The sequence below is a fragment of the Formosa agariphila KMM 3901 genome, from assembly GCF_000723205.1.
Classification (GTDB): domain Bacteria; phylum Bacteroidota; class Bacteroidia; order Flavobacteriales; family Flavobacteriaceae; genus Formosa; species Formosa agariphila.
The window spans coordinates 3042120-3068753 of the sequence record NZ_HG315671.1 but is presented as its reverse complement, the minus strand read 5'-3'; the positions used below and the strand labels follow the sequence as shown (position 1 = coordinate 3068753).

The window sequence follows — 26634 nt, the reverse complement described above, 5'->3', positions numbered from 1 at the left end:
TAAATGAAAAAAATTATTACTACTGTCTTAGGAGCAGTACTGCTTTTTATCGGAAGTCAAGAATCTGAAAAAAGAAAGTATTATAGCTAAATCCACCGTAAAATCTCAAAATACATCTTTTATGAAAGCGACAAAATTCAAAACAATGGAAGTTGATGGTATTGATATAGCATACCGAGAAGCCGGAAACCCAAAAAATCCTACTTTGGTTTTACTGCATGGCTATCCTGCATCTTCACACCAATATCGAAAAGTGCTCAACACGTTATCAGACGACTATTATTTAATTGCACCAGATTATCCTGGTTTTGGAAACAGTGATTTCCCTGCTCCAAACGTGTATGAATACACTTTTGAGAATATCGCTAAAACAATGGATTCCTTTTTGGAAAAAAAGGGATTAAAGACTTATGCCATTATGATGCAGGATTACGGTGCTCCTATTGGATTTAGAATTGCTGTTAAACACCCTGAACGGGTTACGGCTATTATTACTCAAAATGGTAATGCCTATGAGGAGGGACTAGGAAAAGGATGGGAACTTATTAGAAATTTCTGGGCCAATAGAAATGAAACAACAGAAAATGCACTATTACCAGCCTTTACATTAGATGGTTTAAAATGGCAATATACCCATGGAACAAGAAATCCAGAAAGTGTAAATCCTGATACTTGGCACTTAGATTATCTTAGAATGTCTAGACCCAATGCTCATAAAGTTAATTTAGATTTATGGTATGATTACCAAGACAACATCAAGCAATATCCCTTATGGCAAAAGTATTTACGAGACCATCAACCTCCAATGCTTATCGTATGGGGAAAAAATGACGAATATTTTCCAGAACAAGGTGCCCAGGCATTTAAAAAAGATGTGAAAACTATAGACTATAATATTTATGATACAGGACATTTTGCTTTAGAAGAAGATGGGAAAAAAATCATTGCAAAAATGAGAACCTTTATGAAGAAGTATTTGAAATAGCCAATTGCCAACAAGGTAAAAAATATACATTGCTTGTTCTTAACTGAAAATCAAGATATATAAACCCCTAATTGTCCATTATACGAGACCGTTTGGTTTTAAAATATAATTCTTAAAATCCTGAATTTAAATACATCTCTCCGTGATTTGAAAACTTTATTCATCTAAGTATCCGATAGTTTTGTATAAAACAAAAAATTATGAATACACAGAAAGTTTGGTTTATTACAGGAGCCTCTAAAGGTATGGGGCTTGAAATTACAAAAGCAGCTTTAGCTAATGGAGATAAGGTAGTTGCAACTTCGCGAAATACAGACACGCTTATAGAAAAAATTGAAGAATACGAAGGGAATTTGCTACCCATAAAGCTAGACATCACCAATGAAAAAGAGGTTAAAAATGCTATTTCAAAAAGCATAGATGAATTTGGTCATATAGATGTTGTGGTCAATAATGCAGGGTATAACCTATTGGGTAATATCGAAGAACTAAGCGATGCCGAGTTTAGAAAAACAATGGATGTTAATGTCTTTGCAATGACCCACATCATCAGAAATGTTTTGCCACACTTACGCAATCAAAAATCGGGGCATATTATTAATATCGCATCTATGATGGGCTATATGAGTTATCCCGCTAACGGAAGCTACAGTGCATCAAAATATGCGGTTATTGGACTATCAGAAGCGCTGGCTCAAGAAGTCGCTCCTTTTGGCATAAAAATAACCATCCTTGCTCCAGGAACATTTCGCACAAATTTTATGAATGAGGACAGTCTGAATGTGGCGAAAAATAAAATTGACGCCTATAATTTGGATAAACAGGTAGCACAATTTACAGGATTTCATGGCAAGCAATTAGGAAATCCTGAAAAATTAGCAGCCGTAGTACGTAAATTTATAGAAATGCCGAATCCTCCCTTGCACCTTCCTTTAGGTTCTGATAGTTACAATGCCATTTTACAAGTTCGTAAAAACGAAAAGGAAGAAATGGAACAATGGAAAGCTTTATCTTTATCTACTGATTTTAAACAATAATAGTGTGAAAAAAGCTGCTCCATATAAAATTGAGTCCATATCTGAACTTCATAGATTATTCAACTTGCCAAAACCAATTCATCCTTTGATAAGCGTAATTGATTTTGAGCATTTGAAATTCGATTCCAATGAAATTTGGAGCAGCTTTTATTATGATTTCTATTGTGTAGCTATTAAAAAAGAGGCTTCAGGCAAGTTTAGGTACGGACAAGGTCATTATGATTTTGATGAAGGCGTGATGAGTTTTACCAAGCCAGGTCAAATCTTTTCTGTCACGAATCCTGCGGATGACCCCGTGTCAGGATATATGATGGTTTTTAAACCTGACCTAATACGGCATTATGAATTGGGAAAACATATTGATAATTATGGATTTTTCTCCTATTCTACCGCAGAAGCGCTTCACCTTTCTGAAAAAGAAGACCATATCATTATGTCCCTAATGAATCAAATGCAAGATGAACTAAAAAATAACATTGACTATTACAGTCAGGATTTGATAGTATCGCATATTGACTTGCTTCTGAATTACGCAAAACGTTTTCACAACAGACAGTTTTTAACACGAAGTTCTGTGAATAACGATATGGTAATCAAAATGGAAGAATTAATGGATGTGTACTTAAAAAGTGATGCTACACTATCGGGTGTTCCAACGGTCAACTATTTTGCAGAAAAACTCAATATCTCTCCCAATTATTTAAGTGATTTATTGAAAAATGCCACCGGGAAAAATGCACAAACCCATATTCAAGAATCTATAGTTAAAAGGGCGAAAGAGCTACTTTCTACAACTAATCTTAGCATAAAGGAAATTGCTTATGATTTAGGGTTTGAATATCCTCAATCATTCAGTACTATGTTTAAAAAAAACACACAACAAACACCCTTGCAATTCAGGGCATCGTTTAATTGAAAAAATTTCTACTGCTTGTAATGGATTTAAAAAACAGCGGATTTAGTTATTAAATGAAAGACTAAGAATAGACCTTACATTAGCCTACAAGAATCATATATTTGGCTACAAACACCCTTCTGTTTCTGTGGAATTTTGATGAGCAATATTGCAAAGCTTATAAAAACAGAAAAGATGAAAATTACACTTGCAGGTTCCTTAGGGCACGTAGGCAGACCGCTAACGCAGGAGTTGGTACAACAAGGACATTCCGTAACAGTAATAAGCAGTAATACCGAAAGGCAAAAAGACATTGAAGCTATGGGAGCCACTGCGGCTATTGGCTCTATAGAAGATGTTGATTTTATTACTTCAGCTTTTACAGGTGCTGATGCTGTATTTTGTATGGTGCCACCCGCCAATTATTTTGACCATAACCTTGATTTACTTGCCTATTATAAAAACCTGGCGAATAACTACGCACAAGCCATAACGCGAAGTGGAGTGAAAAAAGTAGTGAATCTAAGTAGCATCGGAGCTCATATGAAAGAAGGTAACGGCATACTTCAAGGCACTTTTTATGTGGAAAGCATACTCAATGCATTACCATCAGATATTGCTATTACTCACATTCGTCCTACCGAATTTTATTACAATTTACTGCCACAGGTGCATTCTGCAAAGGAAAATGGTTTTATAGCTTCTAACATTGAAGGTGAAGTTGTGAATGCCTGGGTATCACCCGTGGATATTGCTAGCGTTATTGCCGAGGAGATTACTTCAAAACTTGCCGGACAAAACGTAGGGTATGTAGCAAGTGATGAACTTACTTACAATGAATTGGCAAAAATATTAGGTGAAGCCATAGGAAATCCAGATTTGAAATGGGTAACTTTAACAGATGAACAACTGACTGAGGGACTAAAAGCTGCCGGTATGCAACCCGCCATAGCCGAGGGTATGATGGAAATGTACGCCGCTATAAACAGTGGTTTATTGTACGAACATTACAACCAACATAAACCCAAAAAGATGGGCACTGTAAAAATGAAAGATTTTGCTGAAAACTTTGCTGAAGCATATAATCAACTGTAGTCATAGATTATGAAAAACACACCGCCTCACCATTTCAAAACAATTAGCGAGTACCATAGATTTCGAGGTTTACCTAAACCAGAACACCCATTGATGAGTGTTATAAATTTGGATGAATTAAGGAATCTTCCCACTGACAGACAAAGCAGTTGGATATTTGACTTTTACTCTATTGCATTAAAAAGAAATATTGATGCTACGGTAAAATACAAATATGGTCAGCAAACCTACGATTTTGATGAAGGCATTATGTTTTTCATTGCTCCCAAACAGGTTTTTTCGGTTGAAACTGAGGGCGATTACAAACTTTCGGGATGGATGCTGCTCATTCATACCGATTTTTTATGGCAAAGTCCATTGAGAAAAACCATAAAACAATACGAGTTCTTTAGTTATTCGGCCAATGAAGCTCTACATCTTTCAGATAAAGAGGAAACTACAATTCTCAGTATTTTTCAAAGCATAAAACAGGAGTATGTTTCCAATATTGATAAGTTTAGTGAGCCCCTCATCATTTCCCAAATAGAAGTGTTACTCAACTATTCCGACAGATTTTATCACCGTCAATTTATCACCAGAAAAATACACAACCATACCATATTAAATCGTCTGGAAGAAATACTTAATGAATATTTCAATCAGGACAGCTTGGTAGAAAGTGGATTACCTACTGTTCAAAGTATTGCTAAGGAACTAAATGTATCGCCCAACTATCTTAGTGGCTTGCTAAAAACCTTGACAGGGCAAAGCACACAACAACATATCCACGAAAAACTGATTGAGAAAGCTAAAGAAAAGTTATCAAATACCAATTTGTCAGTAAGTGAAATTGCGTATACATTGGATTTTGAACATTCACAGTCGTTCAGTAAGCTATTCAAAACAAAAACAAGTTTTTCGCCATTGGAATATAGACGCTCCTTTAATTGAAATAAATCGGTATTTACCAAATGGTTTCACATCAAGATTATCAAGCCGTTTTCAACAATTAAAATGAAAGCGTATTAACTTAAGATACTAAAAAAGTACTCTATCTTCTAAAATACATTATTTTAGAGGAACTAAAACAAAACGAAATGTCGATTACAAAAGAATCTGAATTAATAGGAATGAAAAGAGTTAGTGAAGTTGTTGGAACTACACTAAAATTGATGAGAGAATATGCTAAAGTCGGAATGTCAACGAAAGAATTGGACGAATATGGGGGGCGGATTTTAAGACGTTATGGAGCTAAATCAGCACCTTATGAAACTTATGACTTCCCTGGTTATACTTGTATAAGTGTTAATGAAGAAGTTGCTCACGGGATTCCATCCGAAAAAAAAATACTGCAAGAAGGAGATTTAATTAATATTGATGTTTCTGCAGAACTAAATGGTTTTTGGTCTGATAATGGAGGTTCTTTTATACTTGGAAAAGACATTCATAATCACCAACCTCTTGTAGATGCTTCTAAAAACATTTTACGCAAAGCAATAAACAATATAAAAGGTGGAGTGAAAATTTCTGAAATTGGATATTTAATAGAAACAGAAGCTAAAAAATCAGGATTTAAAGTAATTAAAAATTTGGCTGGTCACGGAGTTGGTAGAAGTTTACACGAAGAACCTGAGAATATTTTAAACTACAGAGTTAAATGTAACAGAGAACGATTTAAGAAAAATACAACGGTAGCAATAGAAACTTTTATTTCAACAAACTCAACTGTAGCAGTAGAATTAAATGATGGGTGGACTTTAGTTGGCAACAAAGGTGGATTTGTGACACAACACGAACAAACAATATTAATTACAGATAAAGACCCAATGATTCTGACTGAATCAAATGGAATATGGAATTAAAAAATGGCTACAATAATGAATAAAAATAATTGTTTGATTTTAGCTTACTCAGAAAATCCTACGAATTTTCCTCGGGCTAGTCATTGTTTGCTAAATTATTAACTTAACCAAGCAACTATTCTTGTACAAGACCGTTTCAAACCGAAACCAGATAATTACAAATTATCCATTAAATCATTTAAAAAAGCACTGTAATAATCCAACTCAAAGGGTACATCTGCATTTTTTTCCATATCGTGACTATGATATTTTAGGGCAGACCGAAGAATGTGCGTTAAGGCAAAATGAAAGCGTATTAGCTTAAGACACCAAAAAAGTACTTTATTTTATAAAATATGTTATTTTAGAGCAGCTAAAACAATATATAACCTTGTTTAACCTGTTAATAAGACTGGATATATGTAATAATCGAAGGTTTATAACAAGTTGTGTGCAACCTGAAAAAACGAATGAATAACGAACAAACTGCAATACGAACAACTTATTTCAGCATAATTGGAAATACTGCTTTAGCCTTGATAAAAGGCCTTGCGGGATTTTTTGGCAATTCTTATGCTTTAATTGCAGATGCTATCGAATCAACAACTGATATTTTTGCTTCATTTTTAGTTTTATTAGGTTTTAAATATGCAAAACGACCATCAGACGAAAACCATCCTTATGGACACGGAAAAATTGAACCATTAATTACATTCGGAGTAGTTGCTTTTCTTGTTGTTTCTGCAACAATAATCGCTTATGAAAGCATTCAAAATATTCAGACACCTCATAAAATTCCTAAATCTTGGACTTTGATTGTTTTGGGTCTTATAATAGTTTGGAAAGAAATCTCATTTCAAATCGTAATTAGAAAAAGTAAACAGACGAATAGTTCTTCACTAAAAGCAGATGCTTGGCATCATAGAAGTGATGCAATAACTTCGATAATGGCATTTATAGGAATTTCGATTGCAATAATATTTGGAAAAGGTTATGAAACTGCTGATGATTGGGCAGCATTATTTGCTTCTGCATTTATCTTATATAATAGCTATTTAATATTAAGACCTGCTTTAGGAGAAGTTATGGACGAGCAACTTTATGACGACCTAATACTTGAAATTAGAAAAAAATCAATAGAAGTTAAAGGTGTTTTGGACACGGAAAAATGTTTTATCCGAAAATCAGGAATGAAATTTCACGTTGATTTACACGCAATTGTAAATAGTGAAATAACAGTAAAATCAGGGCACGATATTGCACATAAATTAAAGGACTATTTACGAGAAGAAATACCGAATTTAGGACACGTACTAATTCATATTGAGCCAAATGAATAAAAGGCAGCACACAACAATGTATATAAAAAATAGGCGAAACAGTAGTAAATTCAAGGCTTGTGAGTTGAATCAAACTTTGTGCTTAAACGAAAGTTTCGTGCTTCTAAATCGCCTACTTTTCATATACTAAACGTTGTGAGTCATACTGAAAAAGAAAGCTAGAAAGTGTTGACGAAAATGAAATATTTACGAGTACTTCCTTCAATAACTTCACTCGGTGTGTCTGAATCAGCTCCGTAATTTACAAAATATGGATGATAATTAGCTTTTACATATTTAAACGTAAGTTCAAACGGAGCTAATATATCTTTTAAAGTATGTTTGTAATCACCTTTTAATGAATAATTATCCTCAGTTGCTCCTGCGCTAATAGCTAAACCAATTTTTTTATTTTCTAATTTATAGCCACTTTTACAGCCAAAAGCCCACCCATAAATTAAAACTTCATCAAACCATTTTTTTAAAAGTGGTGGTGAACTAAACCAATATAAAGGAAACTGAAAAATAATTTTATTATATTTTTCCATTAATTTTTGCTCTGCTATTACATTAATTTTTTCATTTGGATAAACTTTGTATAATTGATGAATGTCAAATTTATTTGGATATTTCTCTAATTCCTCAATCCACCTTTTATTTGTCACTGAATTTTCTATATTTGGATGAGTTAGAATTATTAAGGTCTTCATATTTTAAATCTTTAAATTTCCGATACAAAAATAAACTCCTATATTTAATTATTTAAATGAACAACCAATTGTAAGATACTAACAAAAATATATGTAATGTCTAAAATCAAGGAAACATCCACAAATTTTGCCAATAAACAAGCTTTAGCTAATGAGTGTCTTGAAGTTTATTCTACAAATATTATTGGTGGCCAATGGTCACTACCTATTTGCTATGCTTTGTTAAGTGGTAAATTACGGTTTGGAGAAATAAAAAAGGTTTTACCGAACATAACGGAAAGAATGCTTACGTTAGAACTCAAAAAATTAGAGAAAAATAAAGTTTTGACTCGGAAAATTTATCCAGAAGTTCCACCTCGTGTTGAATATGAATTAACGACCATTGGTTATGAGTTAAAACCAATAATTAAAGAACTTGAAAATTGGGCTGTAAAACATAAAACAATATTATAAAAGTACGAACGCACAACAAACTACAGTGGTAAAACTTTGCTAAACCCATTACGTATTTCATTAAAGTGCTTCTACAGAAATCCCATAAATTTATCCTGATTGAACTTAGAATTGACGGAATATATTTTTGATTAACTGGTTGATAAAGAATATATTCTGTTTCCATTGTAAAGAAAACAATTGCATTAAATTATCAACGATCCAACTTCGAAATCCAATAAGACCTTTCACGTCCTATTCCGTGAAAAACTCCATAGGAGCAAAAGGACTTACTTCTAAAATGATCTTGAACATCTCTTTAGTAGTTTAAACAGAGATCATGTCTTTCAGTATTTTTATAAGTTAAATGAAGTGTAGCGTTTTCAATAATAAAAAGAGACGTTCGCTTTGCTCATCGGTGAATTCAAAATTCGAGTTCTACTCCCATCAAGCCCATTTATATTCTATTCCGTAAGGACTCCATGTCATAAAAAAGCGCTTGACTCCTAAGTCTTGGACACAACTTCAAAGCTTTCACTGTCCATTTCGTTTCCTGCTAAAAAGCGCAGGAACTACATGCCCAACTCCAGCTTTTAAGTCAAGTCCGCTAAAACAGGAAATGGATTTATAATCCGTGCTCTACTGCTGCCTATGATTTTGTACTTCTCATAGGAATTTTAGATGCTCCGCCACACCATCACTATTCTTCTTTTTTGACAGCAAAATAACAACATTCAGCATTGGACGACTGCATAACCGGGCTCACCCTTTTATAAGTCTTTCCAACGCTGAATATTGAATCGGTCTAAGCAACAAAAAAGGGAACAGTGACGGCACTATGGGAAGTAAATCTAAAACGAATCTTATGAAATCTTACACAATCAATAAAAAGACAGCAGTAGAACAGTTAAAAAAACAAAACCAGGAAAACGTTCTGGATATAATAAGTAAATCATTCATTATTAATCTTTAAATCTTTTATTATGAGCACAATTAAAAATCATGTACAGTTAATTGGAAACGTTGGACAAGAGCCAGTAATCACCAATCTTGAAAGCGGTAAGAAAGTAGCTCGTTTTTCATTAGCCACAAACGAGCATTACAAAAATGCTAATGGCGAGAAGCAAACCGAAACCACTTGGCACACCATTGTGACGTGGGGTAAATCTGCAGAAATTATTGAAAAGTATGCAGGGAAAGGAAAAGAACTTGGAATCTCAGGGAAATTGAAATCTAGAAGCTATGAAGCTGAAGATGGAACCACGCGTTATGTTACCGAAATTGTAGCAGATGAAATTTTATTACTAGGAATAAAACCAAATTAAATCTATTAAGCAGATGTTGCAACGGTGTGGCATCTGCTTTTTTATTCACTTTAAAAAGCAAAGATCATGACAACTCAAGCACATATTTTACAACATAAATTAGATCATTTTTGTGGATCTCAAACGGTATTTGAAATCCCAACATTCGGTACGCGATTTACAGAAGGTGTACAATTTTTGACGACCGAAGCAAGGTGTTTCTGGCTAATTACGGATGCCTCAATTATTGCCCATAATTTAATGGCAAAAAGTTACTTTATTACCATCGATTTTAAACGCTTACCTATAGTAGAGCAGATTAAAAAAGGGTATGAGGCGCAAGTTACTTTTAGTGATGGCGATGAAAATGTTTTTGAAATCCAAACCTATCAATCGACAGATTTTCCGTTCGATACCTTTAAACTATTTTTTATAGATAATACGCTTATGTTAACTAGCGAATATTAATGTAATTGAATCGGGTGAAATTATATATGTGATTAGCATATAAGAAGTATTTATAAAGACTTTTGATAATCAAGGGTCTTTTTTTTGTTTATGAATTTGGCAATGATTTCTGAAATTCGATAAGAATTCAATTAAAACTGCACGTCTAAATTCTTAAAAATTTCCGGCTATCCATTCAATTGAAATGTGAGTACTATCTTAAAATTGGTTGAAATTTTGTCCCGCTGTGGCGGGACGAAATGGTAGAGCAAGAGGGTAACCCGCTGCGCGAGGTTACGGGAGCTAGCATTTGTTTTAAGGTGTTGTAAATCAGTAGTTTAAAATCACAAATATTTAAATGTAAGTGCTTGATTAACAGATTTTTTACTAAAAAATAGTCTCAGCCCAATGAAACGGGATATTAAATTACTAAAAAATGGATAAAAGACTAAAGAAAGGAGGTTTTACAACCTTGAAAATTAAAGATGAAGTTGCTAAGCGATTTAGAAGGTTTAGCAAGAATATGACATTGTCTCAGTCTATGACTTTGTTGTATATGATAGACTTTTTTGAAAATAACGGATTGTCTCCTTTGGAGTCTATCAGTCCTAAAATTCAAACTTTAGAAGTACTCTTTAAGAAACGGATGAATGGTATGATTTCCATTATGAAGGATATTGAAAAGCATCAAACCAAACCAACAGTAGCTATGTTACAAGCGCTTTTTGAACAAGCGGAAGCCAGTAAAAAACCAATACAAGAACAGAAGGTTCGCTTTGAAGAAAAGATAAACAAAGTGAAAAATAATGAAGAATCCCATAAAACGTAACGTCATGTATATCGCTATTAGTCCCCAAAAAGTATCAGGAACCTATTCTAAAAGTGTAGCCGATTTTGTCTCGTATTTGGAGAAAGAAAACGAAGGTCGGAGTGAAGGAGAGATGGAGCATTTCTTCAATCAATATGGTGATGAAATATCAGCTGAAACGGTGATAGAAACCATTGATAAAAACACGGCTAAACTCAAATTAAATGAACCTAAATTTTATAGTATAACTGTAAGTCCAAGTGCACGAGAATTAAAACAATTACAGAATAGTAATGAAGATCTAAAACGCTACACGAAATCCATAATGCACGATTATGTTTCGGCCTTTAACCGTGAGATTTCAGGTAAACCGATATCTATAAATGATATTGTCTACTTCGCAAAAATAGAACATGAACGTACTTTTAAAGGCACTGATAAAGTGGTTCAGGTAAACCAGCCCTTTGCAACTAAAATACTAGAGCTTAAATCGGAGCTTCGAAAAATAGATCAAGGGTTGAAAACAGGGAATGCTAAAGAAATTGTAAACGATATTAATCGTTTAGAGGAGGAAGCACCGCATAAGCAGGATGGTAAACGCATTGTTCAAGGGATGCAGAAGTCAGGAAATCAAAGTCACATTCATATTATTGTAAGTCGAAAGGATGCCTCTAATAGGGTGAGTCTATCTCCAGGAAGTAAATACAAGGCTTCGGATGTGGAGTTTAATGGTAAGCAAGTCAAACGCGGATTTAACCGTGATGCGTTTTTTGCAAAAGCAGAAGAGCGGTTTGATGCAAAATTTGTGTATCAACGGAATTTTGCAGAATCCTATGCTTCAAAAAAGCTCTATGTAAAGCATCCCGATCGTTACTTTAAAATTCTGTTGGGTTTACCAACGAATGAGCGTTCAATAGCTTTTAAAATATTAGGACGGTCCGGAATTAAAATTCCTCATATTCCAACCAGTACAGCACAATTGGCATTTAGTGCTTTGCGAATATTAAAGCGTGGTGTGGGTGTCGCTATGAAATCAGGTTCAATTGGCATATAATATGGACGATTCAATAGTAACATATGGACTAATATTTCTTTTAGGAATTGGAACAGTATATGGTTTTTATAAAATCACAAAATATGCCTTTATACTGAATCTTATTTGGATAAGTATTGGGCTATTATTCATTTGGAGTATAGAGATAAATAATCATCAATTTCTGAATATCTTAATCTATTTGGGGTGTCCGTTACTATTCTTGAATTGTATAGGAATAGTGTTTTTACAAAATGAAGATGATAATACGGGAGTCGATACAACCTATCAGGTACATTTTAAATTAGAGCGTGGGAAACTAAAACTCGATAATATAAAGCGAGGTGTATCTATTATTGGATCTGCAGGAAGTGGGAAAACGGAGAGTGTGGTTTATAATTTACTTGATCATTTTAGTACGCATCAATTTTCAGGTGTCATTCACGATTATAAACATTTTGAATTGACAGAAATGGCATATCCCATTTTTGAAAAACAAGGTGTAGATTTTAAAATTATTTCATTTGATACAATATATCATCGGGTGAATCCGATTGCACCACGTTATATGATAAATGAAGAAAGTGTAAATGAAGTGTCTCGTGTATTAATAGAAAATCTTTTAGAACAGAAGGAGTCCGGTAGTGTGGGAGCAAGTAAATTTTTTAATGATGCTGCAGAAGGATTAATTGGTGGATTGATATGGAAATTGAAAACAGCCTATCCAATGCAGTGTACCTTGCCGCATGTCATAGCGATTTATCAGTATTTAGATACTGAGAGTTTGATTAAGTTTTTAAGTAGTAATACCACATCACGAGCTATGGCTGATGCTTTTATCAGCGGAAAGGATTCTGAACGGCAAACAGCAGGAGTAAAAAGTACCTTGGCAAATGCACTAAAAAAGATTAGTACACAACGTATTTTTATGACACTCTCTGAAGATGAAGTTCCACTAAATTTAAATACGCTGGAGAAACCAACTGTAGTTTCAGTTGTGAATAATCCCAAATATGAAACAGCATATGCGCCAGTTATAGCAACAGTTATTCACACCATCACAAAACAAATGAGTGTCCGTCATAGTAATCCTTCATTTTTGATGATGGAAGAAGCTCCGACTATCCGATTATTAAATATGCATCGGATTCCTGCCACCTTGCGGAGTTATAATATTGCTACGGTTTATGTGATGCAGGATAAAATCCAGAATGATATTATGTACGGGGATAAAGCGAGTCGTGCGATTCTAAGTAATTTATCCTATCAATTTTTTGGAAAAGTAAATGATCCAGATACTGCTAAATACTATGAGCGCTTTTTTGAAATCGTAAAACAGGAAACAACGAGTGTTAACCGTGGTCATAACTTAGATTTTGATACCAGAGTAACGACTGGAGAACGAGAGGTCGCTAAAATACGAGCAGACGCTTTTTTTAGATTAAAGCAGGGGGAGTTTGTGGTGTTTGCAGATGGAGCAGATCATAAAGTTCAATTTACGTTGCCGAATATTAAAAGGGGATTGCCTAAACTAATACAGGTGTATTCTGATGAAGATTTACAGGCTAATTTTGATAGGGTTTATGCAGAAGTAAGGGAGGTTTTTGAGTAGTTGTTTAACCAGAAATGCAAAGAAATATTTTTTGAATGACAAATTTTATTTAAATAGAAAATATATTTTATCAACTATATATTTAGTATAATGTTGTAATTTCAGGTTGTTTATAATCAATAATAGATACCTAAAGTAAAGCAATCAAACCTACTCACCATCCCTAGCAATCTCTTCTCTCTGCTTCTGATTAAAATCCAATTTTTGTTTTAAAATTTTCATGTCATCGCTCACTTTTCGATCGACAATTTTCGCATAATGTTGGGTGGTGCGTAACGATTTATGCCCAAGCATCTTGCTTACAGATTCAATCGGTACGCCATTAGTCAACGTTATGGTAGTAGCAAAAGTATGTCGGGCTAGGTGAGTGGTTAAAGATTTAGTAATCCCACACATAATGGCAATTTCTTTTAAAAAAGCATTGGATTTCTGGTTGCTCAATACCGGGATTAACCGATTGCTATTTTCAACTTGAGGGTGATTGGCATAGCGATCTAATATTTCAAGGGAAATTGGTAAAAGCGGGATGCTACTTCGTGTGTTTGTTTTTGTTCGCTTAATGCTAATCCATTTATCTCCATCTATACCAATAGTTATATCAGATTTAGAGAGTTTTTCCACATCGGAATAAGCGAGACCTGTATAACAAGAGAAGATAAACATGTCTCGAACCAGTTTCAACCGATCAAAATGTAACTCTTGTGTATAGAGTTTGTGAACTTCATCGGCGGTTAAAAAATCACGTTCTACCGGATCAAATTGAACTTTATAGTTGTAAAATGGGTCGCGATCCATCCATTGGTTGGCTAAAGCAATTCTAATAATTTTTTTTAAATTATTAATATATTTTAATGAGGAGTTATGGTTACACTTTCTAACGGTCTTTAAAAAGAATTCGAATTTGGTAATAAAGCGATAGTCTATGTCTCTTAGTTTATAATCCTCTAAGCGGTATTCTTCCTTTATAAATTGTTTAACATGGTCGTAACAGGTCCAATAGCGCTTAGCAGTGCTAACGGAGATACTTTTTCCAGCGAGTAAATCTGCACGATCATTATGATCTTTGAAAATTTCTAGTATAAACCTTATTTTGTTTCCTCCGCCTTTCATTAAATCCATCATTACGGAAGCAGAAATAATCTCATTTTCGTCAATTAACCTTTGGTGGATCTTATTCAGTTTGTGTTTTAAATTATCCATATGGGCGTTAATCTCGGTTGCTGTCCTATTAGAGCCCATGACACGTTGAGTTTTTGCACTCCAATATTTCGGCTCTGTTCTCCTACTTATACTGTATTCTATACGTTTATTATTAACGGTTAATCTCAAGTAAATAGGGACTAAACCTTTACTATTAATCTTTGAATTTGGTGTGTGAAAGTGAGTAGTGAATTCTGTTTTCATAGGGTTGTCATATTTTAGGTCTCGCTAAGGAGGTATTAAGATATGAATTTAACACTTTTAAAACAAATCAAATTTTAACGTAATGTGTTGAAATATAGATTTTTATGTGGTTTAGCGAGACCTATTTTTGAATTTTAAAATAGGTCACCGAATTGGTCTCGCTAAATACACTATTATACGTCTTTAGACGACCTTTTAAAAAAGTAAAAACCCCGTAAATCGTAGGATTTACGGGGTTTTGTTAAGATTTGACTCTTAAAAAGTGGAGTCGGAGAGAATCGAACTCTCGTCCAAACAAGTTACCAAAGGGCTTTCTACACGTTTATTCTTTTCTTAGATTTTCGATTGCAAGCTGGTTAAAGACAACCCACTTACAACTTATCTTCTTTAGTTTCAAAAAAGAGTCGAAGTGCCTCAATTTCTATATTGACATTTACGATGCCTCAAAATGGAACGCCGTCAATCAAGGCTTTCCGGAGACATAAAGCTTGTACACCTTGTGTACCTAGGCCAATCCTACTATAGTTCGGATTAAGCAGCTAAAGCGTAGTTATTCTCGCCGTTTAAAAGTGTGATCTAGCCTTTTACGTGTTTCAAAATCATTACACGACGTGCTTACCGTTCAATAAATCTCGCTGTCAAAACCAGTCGACCCCATAATGAATAGTAAATTTTTAATTTACGTTCTTGAATTAATCCTGAACTGGATTCAGAAACTCATCAATTACGTTTTTTTTTTGGCGTTCCCTTTCGGGGTAGGCTTTCCGCTATATCTTTTTAATTTATCAATTAAAAAGGATGCCGTTTCAATCCTTAACGCACCTAAAATTCAACTTATAAATATAAGTAAAAATTAGGATTGCAAAGCTATTAAAAAAAATGTATTAGCCTACAATTGTACAGCATAAATAAAGCAAAAGTTATGCCATTACTCAATTTGTCATGTTGGTAGATTTAAAATTCAACTTTAGTAAGATTTATAGAATGTAGTATTGTCTATAAAAGTAATAAAGGAACTTCGAAAAGTTCCCTTTATATTAAATACATATTTATTTTACAAATTTCAAGACTCCACTTGTAGTGGATAAAATATACATTCCTCCTTTTAAATACGAGGTATCAATTGTATTAGTAATAGTTCCTGTTGTAATCGATCTACCAGTAATATCATAAATTGAATAATTTCCACTTATACTTTTATCAATCATAATAGCATCAATTTTTGTATTATAAAAGGCAGCTAATTTTGTTTTACTAAAATCTTTTGTACTTAATGTAATTTCTTCTTCAATAGTTGTTACATAATTAATATAGGTTTGGCCACTTGCGTTAGCACCTACTACTTGAAGTATCCAATTGTAACCTGAGACGTAATCTGTAGTTTCAGCTACAGGCAATGTGCCTGCAGGTATGCTAACTGTAATATTAGCAGATCCATCGGTGAAATCTGAGGGTTTTAAAGTAGCGAGTGTGGTACTGTTATCCGATCCCCATGCTAATGGAGCATTTCCAAAACCAACTCTAGAAAAATTTATAAATATTTCATTACCAACATCGGGATTTGTTTCATCATAATTTGTAATACTTATATTTATATCGCTACTATTTGTATTATTAAAAGAATGGTTCCCAATTCCATTCCAGGCGTAACCAGCAAAACTACCTGGGTTAGATACGTAAGTTGTGCCTCCGTTTATCGAAACAGAAAAGGGAGTTTGTGCAGTTAGAAGTGTTGGGCTTGCTATAAAGCAAACCATCATAAGTAATAAAGTAGTTTTTTTCATAATGTCAAATATTTAGTTAATTAATAATGGTAAACTTATGTTTTAACTTAATTTGTTGGTTTTATTTTATATGGACATGAACTCATCATTTAAATTTTTTATTTAAAAGCCACTAGATTTAAACTAGACACAATTGTTTAATTACTAGTCTGTTAGTGCCTTTGTTGAGGTTTCTATTAGTTTTTTTTGAAAATAAATAAAGGACTTACCGACCGAGTTTAGTTTTAATGTATAACTGGAGTTCTAATCTTAGGTAGGTTTACTGTAAGTATTGTGCTTTTTATTGAAAAGCATTAATCTGAGCAGTATATTGATTTAATGGCACTCAAGGAAAGTTATTTAAGTAAATTAATACAGATGTAAAGAGCAAATTCTTAAAATAATATTCTCTATATCAAAATAAATAAGGAATGCAATGCAATTAATAAATTTGTATTAGCATACTTTTACTCTTAAATTAGTGCAAAAGTTATGTTATTGCACAGCTTGTTAGAACTCTAAAAACTTCAATCATGAAATTTGCCATTATAAAAGAACGTAAATCGCCACCAGACAGACGAGTAGTGTTTTCTCCAAAAACATTATTACGAGTAAAACAGCAATTTCCGGAGGCCAAATTCAAAGTAGAAAAATCTAAAATCAGAATATTTCCAGACGAAGTTTATAAACTAACAGGGTTTTCGGTGGTGAAAGACATTTCCGATTGCGATGTAATGATAGGTGTAAAGGAAGTTCCGGTAGAGGCTTTAATACCGAATAAGTCTTATTTTTTCTTTTCGCATACAATTAAAAAACAACCTTATAATAGAAAACTATTACAAGCGATTTTAAATAAAAATATTACACTTTACGACCACGAGACCATAATTGATGCTAAAAATAATAGACTGATTGGTTTCGGACGTTACGCTGGTATTGTTGGCGCATATAATGCATTTAGAACTTGGGGCTTAAAATTCGACTCATGGAATTTGCCTAAAGCTAATACGTTATCTAGTCAAAAACTGCTAAACGTTCAACTCGATAAAATAAAAGTTCCTAATATAAAAATTCTTTTAACCGGAGGAGGTAAAGTATCTAAGGGGGCAATCGAAATTCTTAAAGCATTAAAGATTCCTAGTGTAAGTATAGAAGATTACTTAACTAAAAGTTTTTCTACTGCTGTGTATTGTAATATAGATTCTTTAGATTTTAATGCACGTATTGATGGAAAAACAAAACCATTAAAAGATTTCTTCAAGAATCCAAGTGCGTATAAGTCGACTTTTATGCGATTTGTAAAAGAAACAGATATGTTAATTACAGGTCATTTTTTCGGAGATGGTTCTCCGTTTTTATTCACTAGGGAAGAAGCTAAATCAGACGATTTTAATATAAAAGTAGTAGCCGATATCAGTTGTGATATCGATGGTCCAGTAGCAACTACAATTAGAGCTTCAACAATTGAAGACCCTATATACGGATACAATCCGCAAACTGAATCTGAAGTCGATTTTAAATCTAAAGATGCTATTGCTGTTATGGCAGTCGATAATTTACCATGTGAATTACCGAATGATGCTAGCGTTGGATTTGGAGAAATGTTTTTAAAACATGTAATTCCTGCCTTTTTTAATGATGATGCCGATGGGGTTTTAGAACGTGCACGAATGACTCAAAACGGAAAATTAACACCGCGCTTTGCGTATCTGCAGGATTATGTAGATGGTAAAGAATAAACGGTAAAAACAGTGAGATATACTTTTTTACATATAGTTGAACGCATTACCCTTTATAAAACAAAAAAGCGAACTACTTATATTTTTATAAGTAGTTCGCTTTTTTTATTCCATCTAATGATAGCTTATTCAGACTAAAACATTAAGCTTTAGGTTTGCTTTTTAATTTAAAATACACATATAATGTGATTGACGATAAGGCAATCCAAAATACATCGATAAAAAATATTTGAAATTGATTGCTCTGATAGGTTGACCATATCCAATTATTAGTCGTAATACCATTTGTAATCGGAATTAAAAATCCGAGAAGAGAGCCCAATAGTAAGGTGTTTTTATTCGTGAAATAATTGTCTTTTTTAATACTGTAGAATAGTGTTAAGAGCAACCATCCTATAAAGTAAAAACTGTAAATAAACGTTTTGCTAGCATGGTCGTTTATTTTTACAGCAATAAAAGAAAGCGCTGTAATCGGGTACATGCTTAAACAAATGGCAAGATAGATGGTAACCAACCACGCGTTAAATCGTCTTTTCTTTTCAGAAATTGTTTTCTTATTTCTAGCAACGCCCCAAATCATAACTCCAGAAAGAATAACAAAACAAGAAATTATACCAAGTAAAAAACTGACTAGTTTTAATGTCATGCCACCGTAATCACCATAATGTAAACGGAACATTACATTTTTAACGCCATCTAAATAGGTGGCACTTTGGTTAGGATCTTTTTTATGAATAAGCGTGTCTGTATCAACTTTATAAATCGCTTCTCCAACTGCGGTATATTTGTCTTGGTATTTTAAATGCCCTTCGATCATAACGTGCATATTGGCATCGCCATAATTAAAAACATGAATTTGAGTCGCATCAAAGTTAGGCCATAAAGCTTCTGTTTTATCGACGTAATAATTCAGACTAAAATCTTTATTTAAAGGTGTGTGTGAGTATTTGTATTCTGGATGTGAATATCCTAAGTCATCATAAAATTTAGCCGAATCCCCGTTAAAAAGAAAAAAAACAGTAGGGGCAATTATAATAGCTTTTATCATAAAAAACGCACCCGTTACGGCATACACAAACTGAAATGGTAAGCCGATAACTCCTAACGCGGTGTGTGCATCTGTCCACAATGTTTTCAGCTTAGCATAAGGTCTAAAGGTGTAAAAATTCGAGACAATTTTACTCCAATGCACAATAACTCCTGTAATGATGGCAAACAAGAAAAAGAACGCGACAAAGCCGGCGAGCATATAGCCTATAGGTTGCATTTGGGCAAAAAAGTGCAGACGGTATAGAAATTCACCTAAAGTATAATCTCCATCATAAGAATTCTCTGCATAGGTTTTAGTATCTAAAGTTGAATACCTGTTTGCCTTAGTATTTGGATTAAGTATGGTGTCTTTTGGAGCAGAAAATGCAACGCCTATACGTTGTTCTATAAAATGTTTAGAGAGTTCTATATCTCTACTATTTAAATTATAGGTTGTATTTAAGGTATCTAACGCCTCATCGAAATCTAAATCGAAGGCTTCAGTATTTTTTACTGTTTGATTGCGCTCCCAGTTTACAATTTCATCTCGAAAAAAAGAAAACGAGCCTGCGAAAAATATCACATAAAGCAGTACGCTAATTACGATACCACTAATGGTATGCGTATGAAATAGAATGTTATAAATTCTTTTATCGCTCATAAGTTTAAACTAAGGGATTATAAAGAGTTCCTAGATATAGTATTGAAGAGAACAGCAAGGTTATTAAGATATATATGCCCCAAATTTTCCATCCGTTTTTAGCTATAAAGGCCACAACCATAAGTGTCGCCCATAAGATGAATCCTGTGAATGCTGAGGTGATAATTATGTTGGTCGCACTTATCCATGAGGTTAGTGCCATATGGAATGACATGCTTACCAAATAACCGCCAAGTATTCCCGCTGTTATTTTAGCAAACCGTTGCCATGGTGATGTGGTAAGATATTTTTTATTTGCTGGCATACAATTAGAATTAAGGAATGTGGACTAAAAATTCGACAGCAACACAAAACGCCATACAAATAAAAAGTATTTTGGCGTTGAACAATTTTAAAGGCGCTAATAGCACAATTAAACTCGCAACCGTCATAAGATTAATTAAAAATAAAAAGATTCCTGCACCTAGGCCAAACACGTTTATTGTTAAAATACAAGACAGTATAAGTAAAATGAATCCTGCTATTTTCGAAGCCGATTGGTGCTGTACCAATTTGTTTTCGAAACCCAATAGGTTGGGAGCATCCATTTTTTTAGATGTTGTATACAGCAAATAAAAGCCGATAATAACTAATAAAATTGCAATTGAAATCATATCTTTTATAAATTGAAACAACTCTGAAAGGATTGCTTACAGAGTTGTTTTAAGTTTTTTATTAAATACAGTAGGTTGCACAATGCCAGATAAATTCGTAATCTTTACCCTTAAATTTGCCAGGAACTTCTTCCTTTTTAATGGCTTCTAGTATGTATTTCGTTTTCCACGGACGTTTAAAGGTGATGTAACCTTCTGCGTCTGTTGTTAGTTTTTTAGACCAATTGTCGGCGATAAACAAATCGACTTCAGTTTCTCCTAAAGGTTGGCCTTTAAATAACACTTGCAGTTTAACATCTTCAGAATCATTAGCAACTTCAATAACAGAAATTCCTGAGTCGTTTATGTTATTTGTGTTGGTTGTTTCGGATCCAACTTGAATAACTGCCGAAGCATTGTAATGTGTTTTAAAAATACCGAAATCATATTCAGAATAATCAATCACTTCAATATCATCGTTATCTAACACTATGGTATACGTACCGTCGCTTTTTGGTGTGAATGATGCCACATAACGATCGGTCTTAGGAGTCACGTCTAATTTCGTTTTATTGCCTTTAGCATCAACCGCCCATAGGGTAAAAGCTTTTACTGCTGGAAAATATTCACCTTCTACACGTTCCAAAACGCCATTGGTGTACTCACCATAAAACACATGTACCTCTTGTGCTTTTCCTTTTTTACCTTCAGCATTAGTTTCAATCCATAAGTAATGTGCAAAAGTAGGAGTAACTGCTGTTAATACAAATGCAAGCGTTAAAATTAATTGTTTCATAATTAAATACGTTTTAAAATTTATAAGCAAAATTCGCCAATACAGATCTTGGTTGCTGAGGTGTTAGCGTAGACCATCCTGAATAGTATTCTTCATTAAACATGTTGTTTAATTTTAAACCTACGCGGTATTTGTCTGCGGCATAATATACAGATGCGTTAGCAATAATATAACTTGGTACAGTAAATACGCCCGAAGTATATCCAGAAGCATTTATAATATCGCGTTCGCTAGCACCGTTAAATCCTGCGCCAATACCAAAACCTTTTATAGCACCGGTTTCAAACATATAATCGGCCCATAAGTTATATACGATGTCTGAACCTGCTTCTACTGGTCGCTCGCCAATAGTAGAGGCTGTACTTGCTTTTTTAATTTCACTATCGTTATAACTATATCCAGCTCTTATATTTAATCCATTTACTGGGTTGGCATTGATTTCTAATTCAAAACCTTTACTAGAAACTTCTCCATCTTGAATTTTTCCAAACACATCGTTTGGATCTGTCATAAGTCTGTTATTTACAAGAATGTTATAGTAGTTTACCGTTGCATTTAAACGGTTGTTAAGTAAGTTGGTTTTAACTCCGAATTCAAATTGATTGGCTTGTTCTGGTTCGAAATTTTTAAGCTCCTGTCCTGTAGCTGAGTTTGGATCTCCAACCAATTGCGGACCAATATTTGTAAATCCGTTTTGCCAGTTAGCAAACACTGACAATTTATCTGCTATAGGTTGGTATAATAAACCAAATTTAGGAGATACAGCAAACTGGTCGTAATCATCGTCATTATCTGTAATATCACCTTCATTATCGAATTGATCGAAACGTACACTTGCCATTGCAGATAATGTAGATGTAATATCTAATACATCCGAAATATAGGTACTATACACATTAGAACGTGTTTTATAATTATTAATGCTCGCACCAGCCAAAGCCGCATCAACTCCTGCGGTTGTTAGTGGGAAACCATCAACTTCTTCTCCGTTAGACGGTGTTACAGCGCCGTAACCCACATAACCACTTCCGTTATCTATTCCAGTTACGGTATAATAATCTAAACCAATAACCACACGGTTTCTTAAGTTCCCGATTTTAAAATCACCATTAAAATTTTGTTGAATATCTGTCGTTCTAGTAAGTGCATCTTGTTTATTTAAGTAACGAGAAAAAGTACCAGCGCCAGTTAAATCGTATAAATAGGTGTAATATCCTTTAGTAGAGGTTACACTTCTAGACACTAAGGTTTGCGAGTTCCAAGCTTCAGATAATTTATAGTCCATTTCGACTCTGTAATTCTGAGTAGGATTTTCTAAAGTTAAAGCATTACTGGTGTACGATTTTTTATTATCGTAACCCAATTCGTCTAAGTTGGCATATTGCATTGCTCCAGCACGACTTAAGAATAACATGGTTGGATTTGTTTTTTCTGCCTGAGTAATTTCACCATAAAAAGAGAACGATAACTTATTATTTACTTGATATGATAACGACGGTGCAACGAAAAATGATTTGCTAAACCCAGCATCTTGAAAACTATCTTCTGTATGGTAAGATGTGTTTAATCTGAAATAAATGTTTTCAGATTTATCTAAAGCCGTATTAAAATCTCCTGTGATTACATTTAATCCGTAAGATCCAGCCGTGTAAGAGACTTGTCCGCCAAATCCTTTATAAGGTTTTTTAGTCACCACATTTATTAATCCGCCATAAGAACTTACTGAAGATCCAAAAAGCGTAGCCGATGGGCCTTTAATAACTTCAATACGTTCGATGTTTGCCGCATTAATGGTTCCGTTTGTTAATCCAGGAACACCATTTACTAATTGCGGTTGCACACTAAATCCGCGTAACGAATAATATCCAGCGCCATCTCCACCACGTCCAGTAGAGGTCCAAAGTTTCTGAATCCCGGTAGCATTATCTAAAGCTTGTTCGAAATTTGTTGTAATTTGAGATTCTAGTAAATCTGTAGTTACCGTAGAATATACTTGTGTGTTTTCTAAATCTTTTAAAGGTAATTTAGACACGTAGGCCGTTTGTTTTCTCGCAAACATATTACGACGCTTACCATCTATAACAACTTCAGATAAGATTTCTTGTCCTTCGTATAATACCACAGTTGGTAAGGTTATATTGCTATTGGATACAGAAAATGGAACTTCTTTTGTTTTATATCCTAAGTAAGAAACCACAGCAGTGTATGATCCTGTTTCAATTTCAATTTTAAAATGACCGTCTATGTCGGTCTGGCTTCCTTTACTTGTGTTTTTTATTAGAATGTTTGCACCAACTACGGGTGTGTTTTCCGAATCTGTAACTGTTCCGTCTACAATTATTTGTTGCGCATTTATAACAAAAGATGCTAGGAGGAATACAGCAAAACTGAATACTATTTTCATTGTTTTTATTTAGACTTATTATTAATTAGGGATTATTTTTTCGACAAATGTATATTAGAGGACCATATTATCAAAGCTTATTTATAATTAATTTAAATAAAAACAAAAAAAGAGTTTGGTAGACCTTGAGTTTTAGCGGTTAATACTATCTTGGTATTTTAAATAGGAAGATAAAATCAGATGAAACCCGCCGAAGAACACATATTGCGTCAGCCGGAACCATATCAATCCATCATGTTGTATGTACGAAGTGTGATAATGAAAACCTTGGATGTTGAAGAAAAATACAGTTATAAACTTCCGTTTTACTATTATAACAAGAAGTCTTTTGTGTTTTTAAATGTATTAAGAGGCACTGATTATGTAGATGTAGTTTTTATGGATGGCGCGCTTTTAGAAACTGAATTTCCAGAATTACAAGACGCCAACAATAGAAAGCGCGTACGGTCTATTCAAATAAAAAGATTAGAAGATTTAGATGAAATGCGCTTTGTTGAATTGCTTAAGTCTGCTTCAAAAATTAAACTGAAGACTAAGCAGAAATAGCCTATAATGTTTTCTTAACAATATAATTTTCGAACACCACGCCTTTAACGTTTTTCTTCTGTTTTTTAATGATATCGTAATATTTGTTTTCGAAAAAGGGCAGTGCTGTTTTACTAACATCTGATCGGATTTCTGGATATTCCTCTACCATAACTTGCGACTCAATAGTACGTAACAACGCAGACGCAATGCCTTCGCGCTGATGGTCTTTATGTACAAACAAACCATCTAAATAATAACCCTTCTTTAAATACGAAAAACCAACAATTTCTGTTTCGTTCTCGGCAACAATAAAATAGAAGTCACGAATTCGTTCTAACCACAAGTCTGTTTCATCCGCTCCAGAAGCCCAGGTTTCAATTTGCTTTTCGTTGTAATGTTTAGAATTTATGTGGATAATAGTGTTTCTGAAAAGCGCAGTTATTTCTGGTAAATCGGTTTCAGTGGCTTGACGAATTGAGATATCCATAAGTTAATCTACTTTTTTAAAGGTTAGTGTGTTCCCGTCTGGATTAGATAAATACAAGCGTCGGTTTTCAATTTTAAATTGTATGCTTCGCTCTAATTCTTTTATAAACTGAGCTTCTTTATTTGTTGGCGAACACATTTTACGAGTGGTTATAATCTCTTTAAAACGAATTTTAGATTGTTCAGAAAAAATAGAACCACGCATGGTATTACATCCGGCATAACCCATAAAAGTATTTTCGCTGGTATTAATCTCTAAGTTAGGCAATTCTTTTGTGAATTGTTCTACAGTGACAATGTCATCATTTATAGATTCAAGAACCCAAATGTCGTGTAAACGATAATCTGTAATATATTCACCACAACCTTTAACTAAGGTAAACTCAGTTTTTGTATTTGGTTTGTAGTCTATAGAAACCGTATAAGGATGAGTTTTAGATTTTGAATCGATGCATTCAGTCATTGAAATTTGAATCTTAATTTGAGCAGATTCAGTTTCTGCGCGATACACTTTTACGTTAGCATCTGCCGCTAGTATAGGATTCGATATTGGAAAACTAATAACTTCTGGATTTTCGGACGCATAAGAAAAAAGGATGGCGTCTTCTGTAAGTTGAAGCGTCCAGTCTTCGGTTGTCCCTGAAGCCTTAAAAAATGGCATAGCATTGTGTATTTGTGTTGCACTAGCTGTTTTCTTTACAATAGAATCTACTGCTTTTTCCGTAGCTGTGGTGGTGATTGTAGTGTCTTTTTTTGTTTGGTTACAACTAATAATTGTAATAAAGATAAGCGGTAATAATGTATGTTTTAAGTAATTCATGAGTTAAATATTATAATCTGAAAATTCCTCCAATAGATAATTTAGCTTCTCCAAAGAAAAAATGTTGTGAAGCACGGTCACTAGGATTCATAGTGGTGCGAATATCTGGCATATTTATAAAGCCTCCTTTTAAATCGCCTTGTATAAAAAAGTGTTTAAAGAAGGTTAAGTTTAAACCTGCACTTGCCGATAATCCGAAACCAGCAATATGGAAATCGTCGTGACGATCGTAAACTAGAAGTTTGGCATTAGTTTTTGGGTACAGGATACCTCCACCAACAGCTTCAGTTATATTAATTTGAAAAACATCGGTATTCGTAATTCCGAACAGGCTAGAAATATCATCGAATCTTGCAAGTTCAGTATGTATATAATTTAAACCATCGGTATGTTCGAAGGTTAGAAAACCTTCGCTTAAATATACTGGGTCGTCTTTAAAAGTGTTGTTGTAAATGGCACTTTCTTCATTATCCGGAATATCGATATACCCATTACCACGAACGACTTGGTTTTGAGTCATTACATATTTCATATGGTCTAAACTCACTGTTATGGCATAATGATCACTAATAAAATAGCCCATTCTAAAATTAGTTTGGGGTATCGTCATATTAACAGGATTAATATAATCGATATGCCAACCTTTAGGTTTATCGTGCGCATCTACATCGTAAAGTGTAAAATTATAATTATCTCCAGTAAAAGTGATATCCGATTTAGAATAGTAATCTCTATTTCCTCCCCAACTTACAAAGAATTTTCCTTTATTAGAAGCGGTGTATTTTAGAGTATCTGTAGTTTGAGCATTTAAGTTTAATAAGGGCAATAGAATACTTCCTATTAAAAATATAATAGTTTTAACGTTCATTAAAAAG

At 33.8% G+C, this 26634-nt stretch carries 26 protein-coding genes and 1 other RNA gene; 15 read left to right on the top strand and 12 right to left on the bottom strand.

The window, feature by feature from the left end; translation table 11 throughout:
- Window positions 1–121 precede the first annotated feature (121 nt).
- From BN863_RS12795 to BN863_RS12765, 7 genes are all read left to right on the top strand, one after another.
- Window positions 122–985, top strand: coding sequence for an alpha/beta fold hydrolase (locus tag BN863_RS12795; RefSeq protein WP_038531236.1), 864 nt, complete (start codon window positions 122–124; stop codon window positions 983–985).
- A 200-nt stretch (window positions 986–1185) separates the two neighbouring features.
- Entirely contained in the window at window positions 1186–2022 is an 837-nt protein-coding gene (locus tag BN863_RS12790) for an SDR family NAD(P)-dependent oxidoreductase (RefSeq protein WP_038531233.1), read from the top strand.
- Between the two features lie 4 nt (window positions 2023–2026).
- A complete protein-coding gene (locus BN863_RS12785) occupies window positions 2027–2938 on the top strand; it encodes a helix-turn-helix domain-containing protein (RefSeq protein WP_038533597.1) in 912 nt (303 codons plus the stop codon).
- Between the two features lie 174 nt (window positions 2939–3112).
- Complete coding sequence (locus BN863_RS12780) at window positions 3113–4012, top strand: NAD(P)H-binding protein (protein WP_038533595.1); 900 nt, start codon at window positions 3113–3115, stop codon at window positions 4010–4012.
- A gap of 9 nt (window positions 4013–4021) precedes the next feature.
- Window positions 4022–4942, top strand: coding sequence for a helix-turn-helix domain-containing protein (locus BN863_RS12775; protein ID WP_038531230.1), 921 nt, complete (start codon window positions 4022–4024; stop codon window positions 4940–4942).
- Window positions 4943–5088: 146 nt separating this feature from the next.
- Window positions 5089–5853 carry a type I methionyl aminopeptidase gene (gene map / locus BN863_RS12770; RefSeq protein WP_038531227.1) on the top strand — a complete coding sequence of 255 codons (765 nt, stop codon included), beginning with the start codon at window positions 5089–5091 and terminating at the stop codon, window positions 5851–5853.
- A gap of 449 nt (window positions 5854–6302) precedes the next feature.
- Entirely contained in the window at window positions 6303–7172 is an 870-nt protein-coding gene (locus tag BN863_RS12765) for a cation diffusion facilitator family transporter (protein WP_038531224.1), read from the top strand.
- 158 nt (window positions 7173–7330) lie between these two features.
- Here the strand turns inward: BN863_RS12765 and BN863_RS12760 are convergent, their stop codons facing one another.
- On the bottom strand, window positions 7331–7861 hold the full coding sequence (locus BN863_RS12760) for an NAD(P)H-dependent oxidoreductase (RefSeq protein ID WP_038531221.1): 531 nt from the start codon (window positions 7859–7861) through the stop codon (window positions 7331–7333).
- 96 nt (window positions 7862–7957) lie between these two features.
- Between BN863_RS12760 and BN863_RS12755 the strand changes: the two genes are divergently transcribed.
- The 6 genes from BN863_RS12755 to BN863_RS12730 all read left to right on the top strand — a co-directional run bounded on the left by BN863_RS12755 (window position 7958) and on the right by BN863_RS12730 (window position 13497).
- Entirely contained in the window at window positions 7958–8314 is a 357-nt protein-coding gene (locus BN863_RS12755; protein WP_038531218.1) for a winged helix-turn-helix transcriptional regulator, read from the top strand.
- Between the two features lie 962 nt (window positions 8315–9276).
- Entirely contained in the window at window positions 9277–9618 is a 342-nt protein-coding gene (locus BN863_RS12750) for a single-stranded DNA-binding protein (protein WP_038531216.1), read from the top strand.
- Between the two features lie 66 nt (window positions 9619–9684).
- Window positions 9685–10065: a DUF6876 family protein gene (locus BN863_RS12745; protein ID WP_038531213.1), complete on the top strand. Its 381-nt coding sequence runs from the start codon at window positions 9685–9687 to the stop codon at window positions 10063–10065.
- Between the two features lie 415 nt (window positions 10066–10480).
- Window positions 10481–10873: a BfmA/BtgA family mobilization protein gene (locus BN863_RS12740; RefSeq protein ID WP_051774781.1), complete on the top strand. Its 393-nt coding sequence runs from the start codon at window positions 10481–10483 to the stop codon at window positions 10871–10873.
- A 4-nt stretch (window positions 10874–10877) separates the two neighbouring features.
- Window positions 10878–11906, top strand: a complete 1029-nt coding sequence (gene mobB / locus BN863_RS12735; protein WP_038533590.1) for a MobB family relaxase — start codon at window positions 10878–10880, stop codon at window positions 11904–11906.
- Window position 11907: 1 nt separating this feature from the next.
- Window positions 11908–13497 (top strand): type IV secretory system conjugative DNA transfer family protein, encoded by a 1590-nt coding sequence (locus BN863_RS12730; RefSeq protein WP_038533588.1) that lies wholly within the window; start codon window positions 11908–11910, stop codon window positions 13495–13497.
- Between the two features lie 150 nt (window positions 13498–13647).
- On the opposite strand, the gene BN863_RS12725 is transcribed toward BN863_RS12730, so the two are convergent.
- The 3 genes from BN863_RS12725 to BN863_RS12720 all read right to left on the bottom strand — a co-directional run bounded on the left by BN863_RS12725 (window position 13648) and on the right by BN863_RS12720 (window position 16685).
- Window positions 13648–14901 (bottom strand): site-specific integrase, encoded by a 1254-nt coding sequence (locus tag BN863_RS12725; protein ID WP_038531211.1) that lies wholly within the window; start codon window positions 14899–14901, stop codon window positions 13648–13650.
- Window positions 14902–15161: 260 nt separating this feature from the next.
- Window positions 15162–15557: a transfer-messenger RNA gene (gene ssrA, locus BN863_RS18305) on the bottom strand.
- A gap of 393 nt (window positions 15558–15950) precedes the next feature.
- Entirely contained in the window at window positions 15951–16685 is a 735-nt protein-coding gene (locus BN863_RS12720; RefSeq protein ID WP_038531208.1) for a hypothetical protein, read from the bottom strand.
- Between the two features lie 512 nt (window positions 16686–17197).
- Here BN863_RS12720 and BN863_RS12715 point away from each other — a divergent pair.
- Window positions 17198–18403, top strand: a complete 1206-nt coding sequence (locus BN863_RS12715; RefSeq protein ID WP_038531205.1) for an NAD(P)-dependent oxidoreductase — start codon at window positions 17198–17200, stop codon at window positions 18401–18403.
- 142 nt (window positions 18404–18545) lie between these two features.
- Here BN863_RS12715 and BN863_RS12710 read toward each other — a convergent pair whose 3' ends face one another.
- The 5 genes from BN863_RS12710 to BN863_RS12690 all read right to left on the bottom strand — a co-directional run bounded on the left by BN863_RS12710 (window position 18546) and on the right by BN863_RS12690 (window position 23925).
- A complete protein-coding gene (locus BN863_RS12710; RefSeq protein ID WP_038531203.1) occupies window positions 18546–20093 on the bottom strand; it encodes a PepSY-associated TM helix domain-containing protein in 1548 nt (515 codons plus the stop codon).
- 4 nt (window positions 20094–20097) lie between these two features.
- Window positions 20098–20397: a hypothetical protein gene (locus BN863_RS12705; protein WP_038531199.1), complete on the bottom strand. Its 300-nt coding sequence runs from the start codon at window positions 20395–20397 to the stop codon at window positions 20098–20100.
- A 10-nt stretch (window positions 20398–20407) separates the two neighbouring features.
- Window positions 20408–20746, bottom strand: a complete 339-nt coding sequence (locus BN863_RS18415) for a hypothetical protein (protein ID WP_148304613.1) — start codon at window positions 20744–20746, stop codon at window positions 20408–20410.
- A 61-nt stretch (window positions 20747–20807) separates the two neighbouring features.
- Complete coding sequence (locus BN863_RS12695; RefSeq protein WP_038531193.1) at window positions 20808–21521, bottom strand: DUF4198 domain-containing protein; 714 nt, start codon at window positions 21519–21521, stop codon at window positions 20808–20810.
- Window positions 21522–21534: 13 nt separating this feature from the next.
- Window positions 21535–23925: a TonB-dependent receptor gene (locus BN863_RS12690; RefSeq protein WP_038531190.1), complete on the bottom strand. Its 2391-nt coding sequence runs from the start codon at window positions 23923–23925 to the stop codon at window positions 21535–21537.
- Between the two features lie 180 nt (window positions 23926–24105).
- Here BN863_RS12690 and BN863_RS12685 point away from each other — a divergent pair, with 180 nt between their 5' ends.
- Window positions 24106–24471: a DUF1801 domain-containing protein gene (locus tag BN863_RS12685; protein WP_038531187.1), complete on the top strand. Its 366-nt coding sequence runs from the start codon at window positions 24106–24108 to the stop codon at window positions 24469–24471.
- Between the two features lies 1 nt (window position 24472).
- Here BN863_RS12685 and BN863_RS12680 read toward each other — a convergent pair whose 3' ends face one another.
- Genes BN863_RS12680 through BN863_RS12670 form a run of 3 tightly spaced genes read right to left on the bottom strand, consistent with a single transcriptional unit; the run spans window position 24473 to window position 26627 of the window.
- Window positions 24473–24940, bottom strand: a complete 468-nt coding sequence (locus BN863_RS12680) for a GNAT family N-acetyltransferase (protein WP_038531186.1) — start codon at window positions 24938–24940, stop codon at window positions 24473–24475.
- A 3-nt stretch (window positions 24941–24943) separates the two neighbouring features.
- On the bottom strand, window positions 24944–25759 hold the full coding sequence (locus tag BN863_RS12675; protein WP_051774779.1) for an META domain-containing protein: 816 nt from the start codon (window positions 25757–25759) through the stop codon (window positions 24944–24946).
- Between the two features lie 10 nt (window positions 25760–25769).
- Window positions 25770–26627, bottom strand: coding sequence for a hypothetical protein (locus BN863_RS12670; RefSeq protein WP_038531183.1), 858 nt, complete (start codon window positions 26625–26627; stop codon window positions 25770–25772).
- Between the last annotated feature and the right edge of the window lie 7 nt (window positions 26628–26634).

Bases quoted from the DNA above. Each gene is read 5' to 3' on its own strand.
- BN863_RS12720 (WP_038531208.1), bottom strand. From the start codon at position 16,685: ATGAAAAAAACTACTTTATTACTTATGATGGTTTGCTTTATAGCAAGC.
- BN863_RS12725 (WP_038531211.1), bottom strand. From the start codon at position 14,901: ATGAAAACAGAATTCACTACTCACTTTCACACACCAAATTCAAAGATT.
- BN863_RS12755 (WP_038531218.1), top strand. From the start codon at position 7,958: ATGTCTAAAATCAAGGAAACATCCACAAATTTTGCCAATAAACAAGCT.
- BN863_RS12730 (WP_038533588.1), top strand. From the start codon at position 11,908: ATGGACGATTCAATAGTAACATATGGACTAATATTTCTTTTAGGAATT.
- BN863_RS12670 (WP_038531183.1), bottom strand. From the start codon at position 26,627: ATGAACGTTAAAACTATTATATTTTTAATAGGAAGTATTCTATTGCCC.
- BN863_RS12690 (WP_038531190.1), bottom strand. From the start codon at position 23,925: ATGAAAATAGTATTCAGTTTTGCTGTATTCCTCCTAGCATCTTTTGTT.
- BN863_RS12745 (WP_038531213.1), top strand. From the start codon at position 9,685: ATGACAACTCAAGCACATATTTTACAACATAAATTAGATCATTTTTGT.
- BN863_RS12760 (WP_038531221.1), bottom strand. From the start codon at position 7,861: ATGAAGACCTTAATAATTCTAACTCATCCAAATATAGAAAATTCAGTG.
- BN863_RS12705 (WP_038531199.1), bottom strand. From the start codon at position 20,397: ATGCCAGCAAATAAAAAATATCTTACCACATCACCATGGCAACGGTTT.
- BN863_RS12780 (WP_038533595.1), top strand. From the start codon at position 3,113: ATGAAAATTACACTTGCAGGTTCCTTAGGGCACGTAGGCAGACCGCTA.
- BN863_RS12685 (WP_038531187.1), top strand. From the start codon at position 24,106: ATGAAACCCGCCGAAGAACACATATTGCGTCAGCCGGAACCATATCAA.
- BN863_RS12675 (WP_051774779.1), bottom strand. From the start codon at position 25,759: ATGAATTACTTAAAACATACATTATTACCGCTTATCTTTATTACAATT.
- BN863_RS12750 (WP_038531216.1), top strand. From the start codon at position 9,277: ATGAGCACAATTAAAAATCATGTACAGTTAATTGGAAACGTTGGACAA.
- map (WP_038531227.1), top strand. From the start codon at position 5,089: ATGTCGATTACAAAAGAATCTGAATTAATAGGAATGAAAAGAGTTAGT.
- BN863_RS12765 (WP_038531224.1), top strand. From the start codon at position 6,303: ATGAATAACGAACAAACTGCAATACGAACAACTTATTTCAGCATAATT.
- BN863_RS12680 (WP_038531186.1), bottom strand. From the start codon at position 24,940: ATGGATATCTCAATTCGTCAAGCCACTGAAACCGATTTACCAGAAATA.
- BN863_RS18415 (WP_148304613.1), bottom strand. From the start codon at position 20,746: ATGATTTCAATTGCAATTTTATTAGTTATTATCGGCTTTTATTTGCTG.
- BN863_RS12775 (WP_038531230.1), top strand. From the start codon at position 4,022: ATGAAAAACACACCGCCTCACCATTTCAAAACAATTAGCGAGTACCAT.
- BN863_RS12715 (WP_038531205.1), top strand. From the start codon at position 17,198: ATGAAATTTGCCATTATAAAAGAACGTAAATCGCCACCAGACAGACGA.
- BN863_RS12795 (WP_038531236.1), top strand. From the start codon at position 122: ATGAAAGCGACAAAATTCAAAACAATGGAAGTTGATGGTATTGATATA.
- BN863_RS12740 (WP_051774781.1), top strand. From the start codon at position 10,481: ATGGATAAAAGACTAAAGAAAGGAGGTTTTACAACCTTGAAAATTAAA.
- BN863_RS12710 (WP_038531203.1), bottom strand. From the start codon at position 20,093: ATGAGCGATAAAAGAATTTATAACATTCTATTTCATACGCATACCATT.
- mobB (WP_038533590.1), top strand. From the start codon at position 10,878: ATGTATATCGCTATTAGTCCCCAAAAAGTATCAGGAACCTATTCTAAA.
- BN863_RS12790 (WP_038531233.1), top strand. From the start codon at position 1,186: ATGAATACACAGAAAGTTTGGTTTATTACAGGAGCCTCTAAAGGTATG.
- BN863_RS12695 (WP_038531193.1), bottom strand. From the start codon at position 21,521: ATGAAACAATTAATTTTAACGCTTGCATTTGTATTAACAGCAGTTACT.